Source organism: uncultured Paracoccus sp., from assembly GCF_937873615.1.
In the GTDB taxonomy this organism is placed as follows: domain Bacteria; phylum Pseudomonadota; class Alphaproteobacteria; order Rhodobacterales; family Rhodobacteraceae; genus Paracoccus.
Genome location: NZ_CALMYP010000008.1, coordinates 1 through 19,897 on the forward strand (window position 1 = coordinate 1; position 19,897 = coordinate 19,897).

Annotated in this window: 22 protein-coding genes; 15 read left to right on the top strand and 7 right to left on the bottom strand. The window is 65.5% G+C overall.

Annotation, left to right across the window (positions count from 1 at the left end; translation table 11 throughout):
* Window positions 1-193 precede the first annotated feature (193 nt).
* The 11 genes from Q0330_RS02225 to Q0330_RS02275 all read left to right on the top strand — a co-directional run bounded on the left by Q0330_RS02225 (window position 194) and on the right by Q0330_RS02275 (window position 9,683).
* Entirely contained in the window at window positions 194-787 is a 594-nt protein-coding gene (locus tag Q0330_RS02225; protein WP_299473768.1) for a hypothetical protein, read from the top strand.
* Between the two features lie 13 nt (window positions 788-800).
* Window positions 801-1,841, top strand: coding sequence for a LacI family DNA-binding transcriptional regulator (locus Q0330_RS02230; protein ID WP_299473771.1), 1,041 nt, complete (start codon window positions 801-803; stop codon window positions 1,839-1,841).
* A gap of 73 nt (window positions 1,842-1,914) precedes the next feature.
* The gene (locus Q0330_RS02235; RefSeq protein ID WP_299473774.1) at window positions 1,915-2,853 is read left to right on the top strand and encodes a sugar-binding domain-containing protein; all 939 of its coding nucleotides are present in this window, start codon (window positions 1,915-1,917) and stop codon (window positions 2,851-2,853) included.
* A 113-nt stretch (window positions 2,854-2,966) separates the two neighbouring features.
* Window positions 2,967-3,872 (top strand): tagatose-bisphosphate aldolase, encoded by a 906-nt coding sequence (locus Q0330_RS02240; protein ID WP_299473777.1) that lies wholly within the window; start codon window positions 2,967-2,969, stop codon window positions 3,870-3,872.
* On the top strand, window positions 3,856-4,752 hold the full coding sequence (locus tag Q0330_RS02245) for an ROK family protein (RefSeq protein WP_299473780.1): 897 nt from the start codon (window positions 3,856-3,858) through the stop codon (window positions 4,750-4,752). Before Q0330_RS02240 ends, Q0330_RS02245 begins: the two co-directional genes overlap by 17 nt.
* Complete coding sequence (locus tag Q0330_RS02250) at window positions 4,749-5,291, top strand: AAA family ATPase (RefSeq protein WP_299473783.1); 543 nt, start codon at window positions 4,749-4,751, stop codon at window positions 5,289-5,291. The genes Q0330_RS02245 and Q0330_RS02250 overlap by 4 nt, the downstream gene beginning before the upstream one ends.
* A 27-nt stretch (window positions 5,292-5,318) precedes the next feature.
* The gene (locus Q0330_RS02255) at window positions 5,319-6,047 is read left to right on the top strand and encodes an SDR family oxidoreductase (protein WP_299473786.1); all 729 of its coding nucleotides are present in this window, start codon (window positions 5,319-5,321) and stop codon (window positions 6,045-6,047) included.
* A 16-nt stretch (window positions 6,048-6,063) separates the two neighbouring features.
* On the top strand, window positions 6,064-6,888 hold the full coding sequence (locus Q0330_RS02260; RefSeq protein WP_299473789.1) for an aldolase: 825 nt from the start codon (window positions 6,064-6,066) through the stop codon (window positions 6,886-6,888).
* Window positions 6,857-8,038, top strand: a complete 1,182-nt coding sequence (locus Q0330_RS02265; RefSeq protein ID WP_299473792.1) for a Gfo/Idh/MocA family oxidoreductase — start codon at window positions 6,857-6,859, stop codon at window positions 8,036-8,038. Before Q0330_RS02260 ends, Q0330_RS02265 begins: the two co-directional genes overlap by 32 nt.
* Window positions 8,035-8,706 (top strand): D-lyxose/D-mannose family sugar isomerase, encoded by a 672-nt coding sequence (locus tag Q0330_RS02270; protein ID WP_299473795.1) that lies wholly within the window; start codon window positions 8,035-8,037, stop codon window positions 8,704-8,706. The genes Q0330_RS02265 and Q0330_RS02270 overlap by 4 nt, the downstream gene beginning before the upstream one ends.
* Entirely contained in the window at window positions 8,703-9,683 is a 981-nt protein-coding gene (locus Q0330_RS02275) for a carbohydrate kinase family protein (RefSeq protein ID WP_299473798.1), read from the top strand. The genes Q0330_RS02270 and Q0330_RS02275 overlap by 4 nt, the downstream gene beginning before the upstream one ends.
* Here Q0330_RS02275 and Q0330_RS02280 read toward each other — a convergent pair.
* The 7 genes from Q0330_RS02280 to Q0330_RS02310 form a co-directional block, all read right to left on the bottom strand.
* Entirely contained in the window at window positions 9,670-10,401 is a 732-nt protein-coding gene (locus tag Q0330_RS02280; RefSeq protein WP_299473801.1) for an SDR family oxidoreductase, read from the bottom strand. The two genes, Q0330_RS02275 and Q0330_RS02280, sit on opposite strands and share 14 nt — an antisense overlap.
* 10 nt (window positions 10,402-10,411) lie before the next feature.
* The gene (locus Q0330_RS02285; RefSeq protein WP_299473804.1) at window positions 10,412-11,140 is read right to left on the bottom strand and encodes an SDR family oxidoreductase; all 729 of its coding nucleotides are present in this window, start codon (window positions 11,138-11,140) and stop codon (window positions 10,412-10,414) included.
* Window positions 11,141-11,149: 9 nt separating this feature from the next.
* Window positions 11,150-11,920, bottom strand: coding sequence for a glucose 1-dehydrogenase (locus Q0330_RS02290; RefSeq protein ID WP_299473807.1), 771 nt, complete (start codon window positions 11,918-11,920; stop codon window positions 11,150-11,152).
* The gene (locus Q0330_RS02295) at window positions 11,917-13,215 is read right to left on the bottom strand and encodes a D-tagatose-bisphosphate aldolase, class II, non-catalytic subunit (RefSeq protein WP_299473810.1); all 1,299 of its coding nucleotides are present in this window, start codon (window positions 13,213-13,215) and stop codon (window positions 11,917-11,919) included. Before Q0330_RS02295 ends, Q0330_RS02290 begins: the two co-directional genes overlap by 4 nt.
* Window positions 13,212-14,207: a sugar kinase gene (locus Q0330_RS02300; RefSeq protein WP_299473813.1), complete on the bottom strand. Its 996-nt coding sequence runs from the start codon at window positions 14,205-14,207 to the stop codon at window positions 13,212-13,214. The genes Q0330_RS02295 and Q0330_RS02300 overlap by 4 nt, the downstream gene beginning before the upstream one ends.
* Entirely contained in the window at window positions 14,194-15,078 is an 885-nt protein-coding gene (locus Q0330_RS02305) for a sugar phosphate isomerase/epimerase (RefSeq protein ID WP_299473816.1), read from the bottom strand. The genes Q0330_RS02300 and Q0330_RS02305 overlap by 14 nt, the downstream gene beginning before the upstream one ends.
* A gap of 102 nt (window positions 15,079-15,180) precedes the next feature.
* Complete coding sequence (locus Q0330_RS02310; RefSeq protein ID WP_299473819.1) at window positions 15,181-16,137, bottom strand: sugar-binding domain-containing protein; 957 nt, start codon at window positions 16,135-16,137, stop codon at window positions 15,181-15,183.
* A 224-nt stretch (window positions 16,138-16,361) separates the two neighbouring features.
* Between Q0330_RS02310 and Q0330_RS02315 the strand changes: the two genes are divergently transcribed.
* The 4 genes from Q0330_RS02315 (at window position 16,362) to Q0330_RS02330 (ending at window position 19,896) form a co-directional block, all read left to right on the top strand.
* Complete coding sequence (locus Q0330_RS02315; protein ID WP_299473822.1) at window positions 16,362-17,801, top strand: extracellular solute-binding protein; 1,440 nt, start codon at window positions 16,362-16,364, stop codon at window positions 17,799-17,801.
* A gap of 100 nt (window positions 17,802-17,901) precedes the next feature.
* Window positions 17,902-18,780 (top strand): sugar ABC transporter permease, encoded by an 879-nt coding sequence (locus Q0330_RS02320; protein ID WP_299473825.1) that lies wholly within the window; start codon window positions 17,902-17,904, stop codon window positions 18,778-18,780.
* 3 nt (window positions 18,781-18,783) lie between these two features.
* The gene (locus Q0330_RS02325; protein ID WP_299473828.1) at window positions 18,784-19,620 is read left to right on the top strand and encodes a carbohydrate ABC transporter permease; all 837 of its coding nucleotides are present in this window, start codon (window positions 18,784-18,786) and stop codon (window positions 19,618-19,620) included.
* Between the two features lie 3 nt (window positions 19,621-19,623).
* The gene (locus tag Q0330_RS02330; protein WP_299473831.1) at window positions 19,624-19,896 is read left to right on the top strand and encodes a DUF2160 family membrane protein; all 273 of its coding nucleotides are present in this window, start codon (window positions 19,624-19,626) and stop codon (window positions 19,894-19,896) included.
* The last annotated feature ends 1 nt before the right edge of the window (window position 19,897 follow it).

Sequence of the window (19,897 nt, forward strand, 5' to 3'; positions counted from 1 at the left end):
GCGGCCCCGCAGCGGTTTTTCCTGCCCCCCCACCCACGCCGTTCGGTGGCGGCGGGCGGGAAGGGCCCGGGGGGGCGGGGGGAGGACCAAAACCCCCGCGGGGCTGTCCCCGCCGCTGGCACCGGCAGGCGCGCTTGCCGGAACGATCCGGCCCGAACTGGCCGCCCGATACGGCCTGCCTGCCGGGCTTCAGGTGCTTGTCGGCGCGCATGACAGCAGTCTCGCGCTTGTGCCCCATGCCGGGCCGGGCGCGCGCGCGCCTTCGGTCGTCATGTCTACGGGCACATGGCTTGCCGCCTTCGCCATCGGGGCCGAGGCCATGCCGCCCGCGCCCGGGCCGGGGATCATGGCCAGTCTCGATATCTTCGGGCGGCTGGTGCCGAATTTCCGCGTCATGGCCGGCAAGGCCCGTGCCGATCTGCTGGCGCAAGGCGACGATACGTTGCCCACACTGCCGGCCAGGGCGCTGCGGCTGCATCAGGATGCCGAAGGCCGCTTCGGCCTGACAGGCCCGGAAGGCCAGTCCGCCCGTCTGGCCGCGGAACCGGGCGAAAGCCTGCCCGATGCCATCGACCGGCTGCTGGCCCGCGACGCGATTGCCGGGCTCAACGCCATCGGGGCAAGCGGGCCGCTGCATGTCACCGGCCCCTTCGCCAAGAATGCCGTGTTCATGGAATCGCTCTATCGGGACTGGCCTTTCCCGGTTCTGCCAAGCAGTTATGAACAGAGCATCGTCGATCAGGTGGCAACCCTGCTCGACCAGCCGGTGACGGGTGTGAATGGGTAAGAGTGGAGCCGGAATGAGCAGGAAGACCATCCGCACGATGGAGGAGCTGGCCTCGGAAATCGAGGTCTCACGCCCGACCCTGTCGCGCTATTTCCACGATCCCGAAAGCGTCCGCCAGGGCACCCGCAGCAAGATCGAGGAACGCTTGCGCAGCGTCGATTACGTGCCGAACTTCTTCGCCCGCAACCTGAACCGAAAGCGCACGCGGCTGATCGGCGTGGTCGTGCCGCATCTGAACGACATCTTCCAGACCAGCCTGATCAACGCCATCGACGCCGCTGCCGCGCAGAACGATTGCAAGATCATCATCCAGAACTCGAAGAACGACCCGAGGCGAGAGGCTGCGGCGATCGAGACGCTGCGCTCGATGAATGCCGACGGCATCCTGATCGCGCCGCTCGGGCTGGCCTCGGACAGCGACATGCTGCGCCGGACCGAGGCGCATCTGCCGTTGGTGCTGATCGATTCGCGCGCCTCGGGCAGCCCGGATGCCTTCGACTTCGTCGGCAATGACAATGCGCAAAGCGTCGGTCTGATGGTCGACTATCTGGTCCGCTCGGGTCATGATCCGGTCTTTCTGTCGATGCCGCAGGTCAATATCAACGCCGTCGAGCGGACCGAGGCCTATCGCGCCGCCATGGCCCGTCATGGCCGCCCCGCCGTGGTGATATCCCCCGACCTCGCCGGCAATAGCTGGGATTTCGAGGCGCATGGCCTGGCCGTGATGCGCGCCGAATTCGCCGCCGGTCGCCTGACCCGCGCCTGTGTGCTGTGTGCCAATGACCGGGTCGCCCTTGGTGCCCTGAAGGCCGCGCATGAATTCGGGCTGTTCCCGCAAGGCAAGGCCGGAGAGTTCCGTCTGGCCGGGCATGACAATGACGCGCTGACGCGCTTCCTGCATCCGGGCCTGACCACCGTGGAACAGGATGTCCCCCGCATCGCCCATGAGGCGGTCGAGATCCTGCTGCGCCGGATCGAGACCCCGCGCCGCCCGGGAGAGCCGCATGATTCCCGCCAGATCCCGGCCCGGTTGGTCCTGCGCGATTCCGCATGAGCCGCCGCCCGCATTGCCCGCCTGCCGCATTTCGGCCAAGAATGATGGGCAGACCTGATTGCGGCGGACAGACATGACCAGGCGACCCCGGGGCAAAAAGCTTCTCACCCGCTCGATGATGCATATGGCCGCGCGCCTGCATTATCTGGACGGGCATTCGCAGATCGAGGTGGCAAAGCGGATGGAGGTCTCGACCGCCACCGTCTCGCGCCTGCTCGGCCTCGCGAGAGAGGAGGGGATCGTTCATATCCATGTGACCGACCCCGGCGAGGCGGACAGCCTGGGCGAGGATCTGGCCGCGACCCTTGGGCTGAAGGCTGTGCGGGTGGTCGAAAGCGACCGCGCGGCGGCGCTTGGCATCCATGTCGCGGCCCTGCTGAAAGAGGCGCGGCTACCACGGCGCCCGGTTATGGCGCTCGGCTGGGGGCGCATGGTGCAGGCGGTGATCGCGGCGGGCCTGCCGCCTTTGCCCGGCGGCACGATCATCCCGGTCATCGGCGGCATGGAGGAGACCGCAACGCATTTCCAGATCAACGAATTCGTGCGCCTCGCCGCCGAACAGAGCGGGGCCGAGGCGCGCTTTCTGCACGCGCCCTCGACCGTTTCGGCGGAACTGCGAGAGGTGCTGGACCGAGATCCCGGCATTGCCGCGCTGACCGGGCTTTGGGACCGCGCCGACGTGGCACTTCTGGGCGTCGGGCAGTTTCAGGCCGGCTCGGGGGCCACCGGTCCGCGCTTCGCCCCGGGCGATGCCGGCCGCGTCATCGGCGATGTCGCCCGCCATTATTTCGATGCCGAGGGTCACGAGATCGCCTGGCAGGGCCAGCAGGGCCAGATGTCGATTTCCAGCGCTCAGCTGCGCCGCATCCCGGTCTCGATCGGTACTGCCACCGGGCGGGAAAAGGCGCTGCCGATCATCGGCGCCGTGCGCGCCGGGCTGATCAACATGCTGGTCACCGATATCCGCGCTGCCGTCGACATGGCCGAGATCATGCGCACGCGATCAATCTGAAATATCTTTCTGTAAAATATTGTTGAAATTGGGCGGGCGCGTGCCCTAACTGGTGCCGGGCTGGCCGCTTGCGGTTCGCCGGGGGAATTCATCACAACGGAAGAAGGTGGCTGATGACTTCAGGCATGACCACGGCAGAGCGGCGCGGCTATCAGCAGATCTGCGGCAAGAACGGGCTGATGATGGTCGTCGCCTGCGATCAGCGCGGCGGGATGCGCAAGGTGCTGGCCGACACGCCCGAGGCGCAGGCGGCCATCGATGAGGCGGCGCTTGGCGTGGTCAAGGCGGGGATCGTGCAGCATCTGGCCAACAAGGCCTCCTGCGTGCTGCTGGATGCGGTCTGCGCGGTGCCGGATGTCGTCGATCAGGGCGTTCTGGGCCGCGATACCGGGCTACTGATTGGGCTCGATGCCTCGGGCTGGGACACGGATGCCAAGGGCTATCGGATCTCGAAGCCGGTGCCTGGCGTGACCGCGCGGCGGGTGCGCGAGTTGGGCGGCACAGGGGCCAAGCTGATGGTCTATCTGCGCCCCGACAGACCCGAGGCCAGTACGGTCAATCTGGATATCATCCGCGACTGCATCGCCGATTTCGCCGCCGAAGACCTGCTGCTGGTGGTCGAGATCCTGACCTATCAGCTCAAAGGGGAAAGCGATGCCGATTATGCGGCGGCCTTTCCGGGGCTGATCGTCGAAAGCGCCCGGATCTCGGTCGATCTGGGCTCGAAGGTGCTGAAGCTGCCCTATCCCGGCACGCCGGAGGCCTGTGCCGAGATCACCGCCCTTTGCGGCGACATTCCCTGGGCGGTGCTGTCGGCGGGGGTCGATCACTCGACCTTCATCGGCCAGGTGGAAACCGCGATGCAGAACGGGGCTTCCGGTGTGATCGCGGGCCGTGCATTGTGGAAGGACTGCATCTCGCTCGACAGCGATACGCGGCGGGAGAAGCTGGAAAATATCGCCAGCGCGCGGCTGAGGGAAATCCAGAAGGTCCTGGACCGATATGCGGGAAGAACCTGAGAACAGGATCGGCATAGATGTCGGGGGAACCCGCATCCGCGCCGCGCGGATCGGCGCGGGCAGCCAGATATTGTCCCGGCTGGTCGAGCCGGTGCAACCCGACCGTGACGGTTTCTGCGCCCAGCTTCTGCGCCTGATCGACACCCTGCGCAACCCGCGCAGCCAAGGCGTCGGCATCGGCATTCCCGGCCGGGTCGAGGGCGGGACGCAGCGCATCCTCTCGGCCGGCTATCTGGACATAGCGGGCCTCGACCTGCCGCGCCTTGTCGCCGAACGCGCGGGCCTGCCGGTGCGGGTGGAAAACGACGCCACCATGGCGCTGATCGCCGAAGCGGCGCTTCTGGGTCAGGATGCGTCAGGGCTGATCCTCATGGTCACCATCGGCACCGGGATCGGCGGTGCTGCGGTGCTGGACGGAAAGCCCTGGCATGGCGGCGGCATTGCCGGGCAGTTCGGCCATATCACCGTCGCGGCGGATGGGCCGATGTGCAAATGCGGGCGGCGGGGCTGCGTGGAAACGCTCAGTTCCGGGACCGCGCTTGGCCGCTTGGTCACGGGCGAGGATCTGCCCGCCGGAACTCTGGCGGCAGAGCTTCTGGCGCGGGCTGAGGCCGGCGATCCGGTCGCCTCGGCCATCCTTGCCGATTGGGCGGAACCGATGCGCCGGGCGCTGGAAACCCTTGTCGCCGTGGCCGATCCGAAGCTGATCGTGATCGGCGGCGGTCTCGGTGCGGAAATGGCGGCGGCGCTGGCACGGCTGCCCGCCGGTCAGGGCTGGTTCGGCCTGCCCATCGCTGCCGCCCGGCTGGGCGACGATGCCGGCGTGATCGGCGCCGGGCTGGCCGCGCCGGCACGGGAAGACCGGGCGAGGACGGCATGAAGCGCGCGATCCTGATCAATGGTGTGCCCGCCAGCGGCAAATCGACCGTCACCCGGGGGCTGGTCAGGGCGCTGGAACTGCGGGGCATCCATGCCATGCCGCTCGGCCTCGATACGGTGAAAGAGGGGCTGTTCGCCCAGATCGGCACCGGCGACCGCGACCATAACCGGATGCTCGGTCGGGCCAGCTATCACGCCATTTTCAATCTGGTGGCCGACATGCCCGACAGCCTGATCCCGGTGATCGATGCCTGGCACGGTTTCCAGCCGGAAAGCGTGCTGCGCGATCATCTGGCGCGGGCCGGGGTGGCGCGGCTGGTCGAGGTCTGGGTGGGCATTGCCCCGGCCGAGGCCGCGCGCCGATACCGCGCCCGTGCCGGCAGGCGTGCCTTCGGGCACCTGCCCGCCAGCTATGCCGATGAGCTGTTCGCGCTTGCCGGCACGGCGCGGCCCGTCCAACTCGGGCCGGTGATCGAAATCGACGGGGCGGCACCCCTGCCAGAGGATCTGGCCGATCGGGTGCTGGCCGGGCTGACATAGACATGACGTGCAGGGAGGGGGCAGACCATGGCGGATTATGACAAGGGCGCGATTCTGGTGACCGGCGCCAGCGGCGGCATCGGCGGGGCGACGGTGCGGCTTCTGGCCGAGAAGGGGGCGGATGTCATCGCGGCGGGCCAGAACGAGGCCAAGCTGGCAGAGCTTTCAGCCGAGACCGGCTGCCGGGCGCTGGCATTCGACCTGACCTCGGAAGACAGCGTCAGGGGCGCGCTCGATGGGCTGGACCTGTGGGGCGTGGTCAATTGCGGCGGCTTCGGCGGCGAGATCGCGACCCCGATGGAGACCGATATTTCCGTCTTCGACAAGGTCATTTCCGTCAATGCGCGCGGCGCGCTGCTGGTGACGAAATACGCCTCTCGCGCCATGGTGCGGCTGGGGCAGGGCGGTGCCATCGTCAATGTCTCCAGCCAGGCCTCTCTGGTCGCTCTGCGCGGCCATATCAGCTATGGTTCGTCCAAGGCGGCGCTGGATAACATCACCCGGGTCTCGGCGCTGGAACTTGGGCAATACAACATCCGCGTGAACGGCGTGCATCCGACCGTGGTGATGACGCCGATGTCGGCCTGGTATTGGGGCCGCCCCGAGATCGAAGGCCCGTTCCTCAGCCAGATGCCGCTTGGCCGATGGGCGACCGAGGCCGAGATCGCCGCCCCCATCGCCTTCCTGCTGTCGGATGGCGCATCCATGATTTCGGGCGTGTCGCTGCCCATCGACGGCGGCTTTACCGCAGTTTGAACTAACGGAGGAACACATGAAACAAGCACGGATCAACCGCCTGTTCGGCATCTCGGGGAACTGCTTCGACGTGGCCATCGACCACGGCATGTTCAACGAAAAGACCTTCCTCGGCGGGATCGAGGACATGCGCCGCGCCATCGACGTAGTGGCAAGCGCGAAGCCCGACGCGATCCAGCTGCCGCCCGGCACCGCGCCGATCCTGCAATCGCGCCCCGGCAAGGATCGCCCGGCACTGGTCCTGCGCACCGACATTGCCAATGTCTACGGCACGCCGCTGCCCCGCACGCTGTTTTCGGAAGTGATCGAGCGCGCCGTCGATCAGGCCGTCCGGCTGGATGCCGCCTGCGCGGTGGTGAACCTGCTGATGCTGCCCGATGAGCCCGAGGTTTACGCCGCCTGCGTGCGCAATGTGAACAAGCTGAAGCTCGCCTGCGACGATGCCGGGATGCCCCTGATGGTCGAGCCGCTGGTGATGCAGGACAATTCCAAGGGCGGTTACATGGTCGATGGCAATATCGACAAGATCATGCCGCTCGTCCGTCAGGCGGTCGAACTCGGCGCCGATATCATCAAGGCCGATCCCTGCGACGACCCGACCCAGTATCACCGCGTGATCGAGATCGCGCAGGGTATCCCGGTGCTGGTGCGCGGCGGCGGCAAGGTCTCGGACCGCGAGATCCTGGAACGCACCAAGGTGCTGATGGATCAGGGCGCGCGCGGTATCGTCTATGGCCGCAACGTGATCCATCACGAGAACCCGGCGGGCATGACGGCGGCGCTGATGGCCATCGTCCATGACGGCGCCAATGCCGATCAGGCCATGGAAAAGCTGGGGTAAGGCGATGAAGGTAATCCGCTTCGGCATCATCGGCTGCGGTCTGATGGGGCGCGAATTCGCCTCGGCCGCGGGCCGCTGGATGCATCTTCAGGACATGCCGGCCCGGCCCGAGATCGTCGCCGTCTGCGACACCAACCCGGCGCTGATGGACTGGTTTTCGGACCATGTGCCCTCGGTCGCGCAGAAGACCGCCGATTATCGCGAGTTGCTGGCCAACCCGGATGTGGACGCGATCTATTGCGCCGTGCCGCATGTGCTGCACGCGCAGATCTATCCCGAAATCATCGCCTCGGGCAAAGCGCTTCTGGGCGAAAAGCCCTTCGGCATGGACCGGGCGCAGAACGCGGCGATCATGGCGGCCTTGAAGGACGGCCCCGGCCAGTTGGTGCGCTGTTCGTCGGAAATGCCCTTCTATCCGGGCGCGCAGAAGGTGATCGACTTCGCGCAGTCCGGCGCGCTCGGCGATATTCTGGAGCTCGAATGCGCCTTCCTGCATTCCTCGGACATCAATCCCGACAAGGTCATCAACTGGAAGCGGATGATCGGGGTGAATGGCGAATATGGCTGCATGGGCGATCTGGGGATGCATGTCTGCCATGTGCCGCTGCGCATGGGCTGGCGGCCCGGAACGGTGAACGCGAACCTCGTCAAACGCGTCACCACGCGCCCCGATGGCAGGGGCGGGCGGGTGCCTTGCGAGACCTGGGACAATGCCACCATCACCGGCATGGTGGGCGAAGGCGCGGACGCCTTCCCGCTGGTCCTGAAGACATGGCGGATCGCGCCGGGCGAATCGAATACCTGGTCGATCCGGGTGCTGGGGATGAAGGGTTCGGCCGAGTTCTCGACCAAGAACCCCCGGCAATGGCGCTTCATGCGCTATGAGCCCGGCGGCGCGCAATGCTGGCAGGTCGAGGATCTGGGCTATCAGTCGCTGTTCCCGGCGATCACCGGCGGCATCTTCGAATTCGGCTTCACCGACGCCATCCAGCAGATGTGGGCGGCCTTCATCGACGAACTGGCCGGGGGCGATGCCAGGGGCTTCACCTGCGCCACGCCGGAAGAGGCCGCTGCCCATCACGCCATCCTGACCGCCGCCCTGACCTCGGGCAAGGAGGGCCGGGTGGTCGAGGTGGAGTATCCGACATGAGACGTTCCGAGATCAACGAGGCCATCCGCCGGGCCGAGGACATGCTGGCGGTGCATAACTGGGCGCTGCCCGATTTCGCCCGCTGGACCGCCGCCGATCACGCCGCCCATCGCGACCGCAGCCGCTGGCTGGCGGATCGCCAGATCGGCTGGGACGTGACCGATTTCGGCTCGGGCGATTTCGACAACCGGGGGCTGGTCCTCTTCTGCGTCCGCAACGGCATTTTCGGACAGGCGGGCGAGCGGCCCTATGCCGAGAAGCTGCTTTTCGTCGAGGTCGGGCAGGAAACCCCCTTCCACGCCCATCGCATGAAGCTGGAAGACATCATCGTGCGCGGCGGCGGCACGCTCTGCATCGAGTTCACGCCCGAAGGCGCCGAGGTGCCCCTGAGCGGCGAGCCGGTCGGCGATACCGTTCGCATCGACGGTGCTGAAATCCCCGCCTATGGCCGCATTCATCGCCTGACGGCGGGGCAGGGCATCACCGTGCCGCGCGGGATGCAGCACCGTTTCTGGGGCGAGGAAGCGCCGGTCTTCGTGGCCGAGGTCAGCCAGTGCAATGACGACCGGGCCGACAATTTCTTCCTCGAACCCATCGGGCGCTTTTCCGAGATCGAGGAGGACGAGGCCCCGCACCGCCTGCTCTGGAACGAGGGGGGCGGGCGGTGACGCGGCGCGGGATCGCCTGCGCCGGGAACTGGATCCTCGATATTGTCCATGACATCCCGGCCTGGCCCGAAAAATCCGACCTTGTGCAGATCTCCAAGCAGGTCAGCGGGTTGGGCGGGGGGCCGGCCAATGTCTCGGCCGGGCTGGCGGCGATGGGGGTCGCATACCCGGTGGTGCCGGTCGGGCTGGTCGGTGCGCGCTCGCTTGGCGATGAAATCATCGGGCTTTGCGCCGAGGCCGGGCTGGACACGGCGCGGATCGGGCGGACGGACAAGGCCACTACCTCGCAGACCCATGTGATGAACGTGCCGGGCGACAGCCGCACCTTCTTCCACCATACCGGCGCCAATGACCTGCTGGACGCCGCCCGCATCGACGTGCCGGGGCTGGCGGATATGGGGCTGAAGATCTTCTATCTCGGCTATCTGAACCTGCTGGCGACTCTGGACGCGCCGGGCGCGGATGGCCGGCCCCGCGCCGCCGCCGTGCTGGCCGATGCACGGGCGCGGGGAATGCTGACCTGCGTCGATCTGGTCTCGTCGCAAAGCGAGCGTTTTCGCGATACCGTCTTCGGCTGCCTGCCTGACATCGACTATCTGTTCCTGAACGAGGTCGAGGCCGCCCGCGCCACCGGCCAGCCCGTCACCGGACCAGAGGATGAACCGGGCATGATCGCCGCCGCCCGCGCGCTGGCGGAAGGTGGCGTGCATCGCGCCGTCATCATGCACTCACCCGCCCGCACGGTCTGGCTTGAGGCGGGCGAGGCGCAGGTCTTCACGCCAAAGCCGCTGCCGCCCGATAGGATCGTGAGTTCCGTGGGCGCCGGGGATGCCTTCGCGGCTGGCGTGATCCACGGGCTGCACGAGGGCTGGACGCGCGCGGCATCCGTCGATCTGGCCTTTCGCGCCGCCGCCGCCTGTCTGGGGACGCAGACGGCAACCGGGGGGCTGGGGCCGGAACTGCTCAGCGGATCGTGAAGCCGCCATCGGCCATCAAGGTCTCGCCATTGATGATCCCGGCATCGGCGCTGGCAAGATATGCTGCCGCCGCCGCGATCTCGGCGGGCAGGGCGAAACGGCCGACGGGGATTTCCTTCCTCGCCTGCACGCCCTTCTCGCCCGCCCAGCCGACAAGCGCCATGGGCGTTTCCACCACGGTCGGCGCAATGGCGTTGACGGTGATCCCGAAGCGCGCCCATTCCAGCGCCAGCACCTTGGTCAGCAGGATCAGCCCGGCCTTGCTGGAGCCGTAAGCGGCGTGGTCGTCGATCGCCACCACCCCGGCCTGCGAGGAGATATTCACCACCCGCCCACGCCCCGAGGCCTTCAGGAAAGGCAGCGCCGCTGCCGACATCAGCCATGGCCCGCGCAGGTTGATGCGCATGGTCCGGTCCCAGGCGTCGATATCGGGCTGATCGGCGGGAAAGACGATGCCGAGGCCGGCATTGTTGATAAGGATGTCGATCCCCATCCCGGCCCCGATCCGGGCCACGGTCTCGGCAATCGCGCCGGGGTCTTCCAGATCCAGCTGATAGGCCCGGTGATCCGGCCCCAGCCGCGCCGCCAGATCGTCGGCGGCGGCGATATCGACAAGCGCCAGCCTTGCGCCGGCAGCGGCGAAGCGTTCCGCCATGGCGGTGCCGATGCCGCCTGCCGCCCCGGTGATCAGGACCGTCAACCCGCTGAAATCTGCCATGTCTTCCCCCTCAGATATCGAAATTCGTCGGCAACACGATCATGTCGCGGATGGTGACATTGCGCGGCCTGCTCAGCATGAACATGATCGCGTCCGCGACCTCATCCGGCTCGATCAGGCTGCCGTTTTCCTTGGCTTTCTTCAGGTTTTCCTCGGGCCAGTCGGCCAGAAGGGCCGAAATCACCGGCCCGGGCGAGACCTGCCCAACGCGGATGCCCTTCTTGTTCAACTGCCGCCGCATGGTCTGCACGAAACAGGTGATCGCCCATTTGGAGCCGGAATAGACTGGCTCCCACGGCACCGGGAAATGGCCGGCGACCGAGGCGGTGACGATGATGTCGCCGGTCCCGCGTTCGGTCATGTGCGGGATCACGGCATGGACGTTCTTCATCACCGCATTCACGTTCAGGTTCAGCATCCGGTCGATGGTGGCGGGATCGGTCTCGTCCAGATCGCCGCCGATATAGGTGCCGGCATTGCAATGCAGGATGTCGATGTGATCGACCTTCTGCAGGATCTCGGGCACCATCGCATTGCAGCTTGCCGCATCGAGCAGGTCGGTCACCTGCGGCACCGCACGCTCGCCCAGTTCCGCGCGCAGTTTTTCCAGCGCCGCCGCGTCGCGGTCGACCATGACCACCGTCGCGCCCGCGTCCAGCAGCGCCTTCGTCGTCGCCAGCCCGATGCCGGATGCCGCCCCGGTGATCGCCGCGATCTTGCCGTTCAGATCAGTCGCCATGATATCCCCCTAATGTGTCGTATAGCCGCCATCGGCCACCAGCAACGCGCCGGTGACATAGCTGGCCGCGTCGGATGCCAGGAACAGCGCGCAACTCGCCATCTCCTCGGGCTGACCGAAGCGGCCCATCGGCGTGTTCGCCGTCCAGACCGGATTCCATTCCTCATTGGCGATGCCGCCCGCCGTCATGTCGGACACGACATAGCCCGGCGCCAGCGCGTTCACCCGGATGCCCCGGCCCGCATATTCGAAGGCCATGGTCAGTGTCATGGTGTGGATCGCCGCCTTGGAGGAGTTATAGGCCACCTGCAATTGCGGCTTGTTGGCGACAAGGCCCGAGATCGAGCCGATATTCACCACCGAACCGCTGCCCTGTTCCAGCATCGGCCGGATCGCCTCGCGCGCGATGCGGAAGGGGGCGATCAGGTTGGTGTCGAAGATGTAATGCATCCGTTCGTCGTCGAAATCGTGGAAATCGCCGTGTTCGGCCACGCCGGCATTGTTGACCAGCACATCCAGCCGCCCGAAGCGCTCCAGCGTCGCCGCGACGATGCGGGCCGGGGCGTCCTCGTCATTCACATCGGCCTGAACCCAGGCGTAGCGATCCGGGTCGGTGGCCAGCAGGTCCTTCAGTGCCGGGGTTTCGCTGCGGCTGGTCAACATGCAGCGCGCGCCGGCCTCTCCGAACAGCTTGGCGATGGCCAGCCCGATGCCGCGATTGCCGCCGGTGATCAGCGCGATCTTTCCGTCCAGCCGGAATTGTTCCAGTCCCATGCTCATGCTCCGCTATAATCGGGGGCGGCGCTGGCTTGGCAGGCCGCGTGATAGGTATCGAGGCCGCGCCGCACATGGGCGATCACGAGCTCCTCGGGGTCAAGGGCGGCTTCGGCAAGACCCGCCGCCGCTGGCAGGTGCTGCCATAACAGCGGCAGCGGGACCGGCTGGCCCTTCAGTGTATCGAACAACCGTGCGACGGCCCCCTCGGCCGCGTCCGTGGGCCAGTAATAGCGAATCCGGTCGGACAGCGAATAATGCCGCAACAGGCGTTGGCGCGCGGCAGCGCCCGGATAGTGGCGCTGCCAGTCGCCGGGGGCAGCCAGCATCGCCGCCTCCATTGCCGCCATCAGTGGGCGGTCGCCGTAACCGGGGTCAAGATCCGTTGCGATCAGGTCGAGCGCGTAAAGCGCCTCTCGCAGCAGGAAGGTCAGTTCCGGCCCGACCTTGAGGATGGCGAACCCGTCCAGCACCAGCTGCGACAGGGGCGCGAGGCCCTGATAATCGGTGGAATGGGCCTCGAAGACCAGACCCGGCTCGGTATCGAGGGCGGCAATCAGCGCCTGCGCCGGCTCGCGGCGATAGGGGATCACGTTCTGGTTGCCGAACTCGACGCCGGGCTGAACGACAAGCGCGATGACCCGGTCAAGCGCCGTGGCCAAGCCTGCCTCGGTGAAGATGCGGCGATGGATTGCGATGGTCTGGCGCGCAGCCTCTGGCGCGGTCGGGGTGATCGTGTCAAGCGCATGATCGGCGCCGCCGGGGGGCGGAACCTCGGTGCCGATGACGTAAAGCGGCATCGCTCCGCCGGATTCCCGCGCTGTCGCCTCGGCGATGCGGGCCAGTTGCGCCGCTCGCCGGGCGGTGGTTTCGTCGTCGAGCGCCACCGGCTCGCCTGCCGTGCCCATCGAACAGTCGAGATGGACCTTGCGGAAACCCGCCGCGACATAGGCGGCCACCATCTGCGCGGCCTCGGCCATGGCCTCATCCGCCGGAAGGTCGCGCCACGGATTGGGGCCAAGGTGATCGCCGCCAAGGATGATCAGCCTGGCCGGGCAACCCTCTCGCCGGGCCAACTGGAAGACCAGAGCGGCAAAATCCTTCGGCGTCATGCCGGTATAGCCGCCCCGGTGATTGACCTGATTGCAGGTCGCTTCGATCAGCACCGGCTGGCCATGTTCGGCCGCCGCGCGCAGCGCCGCGCGCAACACCAGCGGATGCGCCGAACAGACAGAGGTGATCCCCGCAGGCTGTCCTGCCGCGCGCGCGGGGGCGAGTTCGGTCAATGCGCTCAGGCTCATGCCGCGCCCCCGTGTTCAGCAATGAAGGCGTCGAGTTCGGCGCGTGTGCCGGCACCCTCCATCGGGCCAACCACAGTGACATTGCGCGCACCCGCCGCATTGGCATAGCGCAGTGCCTCGGCGATGCTCAGCCCCAGACGGCGGCAGGCGAGATAGGCGCCGCCGAAGCAATCGCCGGCGCCAGTCGGGTCGATTTCACGGACCGAAAAGCCGGGCGCATGGATCGGCGCGGCATCGGGGGTGAAGACGGTGGCCCCGCCCGCGCCCTGTTTCAGTGCGATTTCCCGGACCCCCATCCCGAACAGCCGCGACAGCGCCGCATCCTGACCGCTAACGCCCGCCGCGCGCTCCAATTCCTCGCCCGAGGGCAGCAGCAGGTCGGCCATGCCGATCAGGCGCGCGAACAGTGCTTCGGTGCCCGCATCGCGGACCAGTTCCTTGCGCAGGTTCGGATCGACCGAGATCGAGCCGCCGCGCGCCTTGATGATCGGTGCCGTATATTCGATCACCTCGCAGGCAGCAGGCATGGACAGGGCCGTGCCCATGACGTGCAGATGCCCGGCCCGTCCGATCAGGTCGCGCACGGACTCGCTCAGCCCGAAGCGGGCCGCTGCCGAGGTGGTGATGTTGAAGACGAAATCGCGAGAGCCATCGCGGCGATAGCGGACGAAGGCGCTGCCTGTCGGGTATACGGGGTCGGTGGCAATGCCCGAGACATCGACCCCGTCGCCGGTCAGCCGGTCAAGGTTCACGGCCCCGAAATCATCGGCCCCGACCGCGCCGATCATCGCCGCCGATCCGCCCATGCGGCCGCATTGGTCGATGAAGATCGCCGGCGCCCCGCTGGGATAAGGCCCGCTCAGCGGTTGCGCCGCCCGGAAGCCGTCGCCGATGGTGGTGGCGACGATCTCGACCAGAATCTCACCGGCGCAGATCGTCGGGCCAAGCGCGTCGGGCGCAAGCGTATCGCCGGCCATGTCAGGGCCGCGCATTGGTGGCGCGTCGGCGCTGCGCCTCGTCCATCTTCAGCCGGATATAGTCGCGGCCATGAATGGCCAGCGGGTCGTTCTCGATCCAGGTATCGCGCCAGATCGCGCAGGCCCGGGTCAGCGCTTCATCGACTACGGCGGTCGAGAAGCTTTCGAAGACGATATCGCGCTGATAGCCGATATCCAGAAGCGCATCGAAGATCAGATCGAAGTTAATCACCCCGTCGCCCAGATAGCCGCGATTGCTTTCGCCGATATGGAAATAGCCCAGCCGGTCGCCGGCCAGCCGGATCGCGGCGGCGGGGTTTGCCTCCTCGATATTCATGTGGAAGGTGTCGAGATGCAGCCGCACATCGTCGCGGCCAGTCTCGTCGAGGAATTTCATTCCCTGCGCGGTGGTGTTGAGCAGGTTCGTCTCAAAGCGGTTCACCACTTCAAGCACGATGTCGACGCCGGTTCCCTTGGCCAGTTCGGCGGTCTCGGCAATCGCCTCGACGCTGTTCTTCCAGCCGTCGGGCATGGGCGGGTCGTCGTATTTCATATGCGCGGAATAAAGGATGCCGCCCAGCTTGTTGCCGCCGATATCGCGCACCGCGCGCACCGCATCGGCCAGCATCGCCTTGCCCGCCGCGACCCGGTCCGGCTCGGTCGAGGACACGTCCTTTTCCGGCGGCAGGCCCATGGTCACGCCGATCTCGACATCTAGCGCCTGCGCCTTCTTCGCCAGCCGGTCGAGGTCGAACAGCTCGGGCTTCAGATAGGCAAATTCGATGGTGCGAAAGCCGTGCTCTGCCGTCTTTTCAAGCGCCCGCTCCAGCCCCTCCTGCGTCTTGCCATTGGTCCAGACGAAAGAATGGATGCCCAGTCGTCCCATGATGTTCCCTCTCCCTTGTCCGGGCGCGCCTTGCAGCCGGATAGCGCGACGATACAATTGCATCAATTGCGATACAAATGGAAAATCAATACCGCCCGGCGGTCAGGCCTCTTGCAGGATCAGTTCGGCGGTCACGTCGTCGGTGATCAGCGTATTGGCGATGCCCCGGCGCAGCACGGCGCGGATGATGCCGACCTTGTGGTGCCCGGCGGCGACAAGGATGCGATCGGGCACCGTCAGCAGCGTATCGAGCGAGATACCGATGCAGCGTGTCACAAGCGGGTTGTCCACCTCGTTACCGTCCTGATCGAGGAAGCGGCCCACAACATCGCCGACCGCACCGGCTGCAATCAGGTCCTGCGGGCGGACATCGGGCGGAAAACCTTCGGAAACCAGATAGGACAGGGGCGAGACATCGCTGCAGGTCAGGATCGCGGCGTCGAGCTGTTCGAACTTGGCGAAATGCTGGCGGAACTGATCCTGCGCCAGAAAGCTGTCACGGTCGACGCCTTGCGACAGGAAGTTCGGTGCGATCAGCAGCGAATAGCTGGCCCCCAACCGCTCGGCGAGGCCAGAGGCAATGCCGAAGGCGTTGAAGGTGGCCCCGCGCATGGTGCCGCCGAACATCGAGATGATCTCGATTCCCGGATGGTCCTGACGCGCCATATTGCCGATGGCGCTTTGCAGGGTGATGCCCCAGGACACGCCGATCCGCTGCCAGTCGGGGCTTTCCAGCTTCTGCGACAGGAAGCTTGCCAGCGCCGCGCCGGCGGGGGCGTTGTAATCGTAATGCTCGCGATCCGCCGGGGCGATCAGCGCCTGTTTCAGTCCGTAAGTGCTGACCAGTTTCTGCTGCTGCTCGATCCGGGGCAAGAAGGGCGATTCGATCTGGACCTTGACCATGCCTTGCGACTTGGCGCGCTGGATCGCCTGGTTCACGCGCAACCGGGTGACGTTCATCTGCCGCGCGATCTCGGCCTGGGTCATGCCGTTCACATAATAATGCCAGCAGACCTCGGTGATGAAGGCATCGCTGTCGTCGATCTTGTCCCGGCCCATCTGCGCGGCCTCCTCCCCCTCGTCTGTTCTCACCTTTTACGGTCAAGCGCGGCGGGTGAGCCAGTGCCTTCCACTATATGCAAATGTCATTGCTTAAATACACATGAAAATTTCACTTGTAGGTCAATCCATACATTTGTAACAATTCGCCAGAGGGAGGGCGCCGGCGACCGGGAGGGTTGCCGTGAGGGGCGCACCGGACCCGACAACCAGGGAGGAAGAAGATGAGCTTTGCATACAAGCTCGGGACATCGGCCATTGCCTTCGCCGTGACCGCCGGCATGGCCCATGCGCAGGATGCCGCCGCATTCTGGGCCGAAGCCGCCAAGCCCTATGAGGGCACAGTGCTGCACGGTGTCACCGAATCGACCCCGCCATCGAACTACATCAAGGACGTGCTGGCCCCCCAGTTCGAGGAGCTGACCGGCATCCGCGTCGACATCGAGACCACATCCTGGGACCAGATGTATGACAAGGCGATCAAGGACATGGAGGCCGGGACCGGCATCTATGACATGGTCTATATCGAGCAGGACATCGTCTATGCCTATCTGTCGCGCGACTTCCTGACCGATACCACCCAGCTTCTGGTGGACAATCCGGCACTGAAATCGCCGAATTACGACGAGGGCCATTTCACCAGCTTCGCGGAATCCTTCCGTGGCGATAATGGCAACCTCTTCGGCATCCCGGTCGAGGCCTTCATCAAGACCTATCTCTATCGCACCGACCTGTTCAACGATCCCGCGCATCAGGCCGCCTACAAGGAAAAGACCGGCAAGGATCTGGCCCCGGCGACCACGCATGAGGATTACCTGGCCATTGCCGAGTATTTCACCGAATGGGGTCAGGCCAATGGCGGAGAGCTGTGGGGCACGACCTCGCAGTCCCATACCGGGCATCCGGCCTCGTGGTATGAATATGTCGAGACGGTTCTGCCGACATTCGGCATCTACAACTGGGGCATCGACGCCGGCAACAACTATGCCGCCAAGGTCGAGAATGGCGGCAAGATGGATTCGCCCGAGGCCAAGGCGGCGATGAAATACGCGCTGCAACTGCGCGACCTCGCACCGCCGGAATCGGTGCAATCGACCTGGACCGAGACGGCGACGACCATGGCCGCCGGCCGCGCCGCCCAGGGCATGATCTATGGCGAGAATACCGCCTGGATCGCCTCGGACGAGAACCAGTCGCGGGTCGTCGGCAATATCGGCGTGGCCCTGCCGCCCCTGTCCGAAGGCGTGCTGGCACAGGCCGAGGCCGGCGAAGGCTATGTCGGCTATTACGATGGCGGTGCCTTCGGCATCCCGATCACCTCGAAGAACAAGGAAGCGGCGATGCTGTTCCTTGAATTCATCGCCCAGGACGAGGTGCAGCCCGATTGGGCCGTCGCCGGGTCGCGCATCACCAACACCGCGACCTATGACGATCCCAAGGTGCAGGAACTGGACGGCAAGCTGAACGGCTATTTCACCATGCTGAAGGACGATGGCAGGCTTTATGCCGGTGCGCCCCCCTATCCGTTCCACGCCCAGCTTCGCGAAGCCCTGGCCCCGATCTATTACCAAATCCTGACCGGCCAGATCGACCCCGATACCGGCGTCGACCAGATGGCCCAGAAGGCCGAGGATGAGCTGAGCGCGCTCGGCTATCGCCAATAAGCCTCCCCGCCGAGGACCGGGGCCGTTCGCGGCCCCGGTCGACTGCCCGCCGGCAAGGCCGGATCGTCACCGCCCCGCATCGTGACCGGAGGATCGCCGCATGCACTCCAAAAGACTGGGCTGGCTTCTGCTCGCGCCCACCATGATCATCCTGTTCTTCTTCGGCGTGGTGCCGTTCTTCTATGTGATCTGGGTCTCGTTCCACCAATGGAACCCCTTTGCCGCAAATCCGGGCAAGATCTTCAACTGGGCCGCCAATTACCGCCAGGTGGTGTTCGATGCGCAGCTTCTGGCCTCGCTTGGCGTGACCTTCGCCTTCGTCTTCTTTGCCGTCGTCTCGGAACTGGTGCTGGGTTATCTGCTGGCGCAGGCCTTCATGAAGGATTTCCCCGGCAAGGCCTTCTTCCGCACCATCCACACGCTGCCGCTGATCATGGCGCCGATCATCGTCGGCTCGATCTGGAAGCTGATGACCACGCCTTCGATCGGGATCATCCCGAACCTCTTGCAAAGCTGGTTCGGCTATAACCTGAATATCGGCCAAAGCGCGCTTGCCGCCTTCACCGTGACCGTTGTCATGGATGTCTGGCACTGGACGCCGCTGGTCACGCTGTCGCTGATCGCGGCGCTTGTTTCCCTGCCGCCCGACCCGTTCGAGCAGGCGCAGATCGACGGCGCCGGCAAGCGCCAGATCTTCTGGCACATCACCCTGCCGATGATCGCCCCCGCCGTTGTCGCGACCGTCTTCATCCGCCTGATGGATGCGCTGCGCACCGTGGACGAGGTGCTGATGCTGACAGGCGGCGGCCCCGGTTCGGCCACGCGCTATATCGGCGTGCACATCTTCAAGGAAGTCTTCCCACGCACGAATTACGGCTATGGCTCGGCCATTTCGGTGGTCGTGCTCTATCTGACCATCGTGATCTGCTGGCTGCTTTATGTCGGGCTGATCGCGCCCCGCAACACCAAGAAAGGATAAGCCATGAAGACCTTTCGCCCCTGGCTGATGATCCTGTTCTGGTGCTTCGTCAGCTTCCTGACGCTGTTCCCGATCTATTGGCTGTTCGTCGTCTCGGTGAAACCGGCGGTCGAGCTGTTTTCGACCCCCGACGTGATCCTGACCAAGTTCTACTGGAAGAACTATATCGACGTGCTGAACGACCGCACCCTGCGCGGCTACATGATGAACTCGCTCATCATTTCGTCAGGCAATGCGATCCTGTGCACGCTGCTTGGCTTCCTGACCTGCTATGCGCTGTCGCGCTTCGATCTGCCCGGCAAGGAGAGCATTTTCTTCTGGACCATCACCAACCGCATGGCCCCGCCCGCAGTCTTCCTGCTGCCGATGTTCCTGCTGCTGACGCAGGTCTACAAGATCGGGGATTTCTCGCTGGCCGACAGCCGGATCGGGATGATCCTGGTCTATTGCACCTTCAATTTGCCCTTCGCGATCTGGACCCTCAGACCAACGGTCGATGGCATCCCCAAGGAGTTGGACGAGGCGGCTTACGTCGACGGCGCCAGCCCCTGGAAAGTGATTACCGAGGTCGTCTTCCCGCTGGCGCGTCCCGGCCTTGCGGTGACGCTGATCCTGACCTGGGTCTTTGCCTGGAACGAATATCTGCTGGCCGCGACGCTGACCAATTTCAACGCCCGCACCCTGACCACCGGCCTGTCGGAATATGTCACCACCACCGGCACCGAATGGGGGATCATGGCGGCGATTTCCGTCTTCACCCTGATCCCGGCGCTGATCGTCTTCAGCCTGGTGCAGCGCCATATCGTGACCGGCCTGACCTTCGGCGCGGTGAAAGGATAGGCCATGATCGACGACATCGACAAACTCGCGGCCGAGGAAAACCCGGCCCTCGTCCTTGCCCATATGATCGAGGAAAACGAGAACCGCATCCCGGCAGAACGGACCGGCTTTTTGCCCATCCAGACCAACTGGTTCGACCGTGTCTTCATCAGCGTGGTCCTGTGGGTGGCGCTGTCGCTGTTCTGGTTCCGCTTTCTGGAACCGCTGGGACTGTCTATCTGGATCTGTCTGGCGATCTCGCTTGTCGCCGCGGTCTTCATCATCCGGAAAGGTTAGC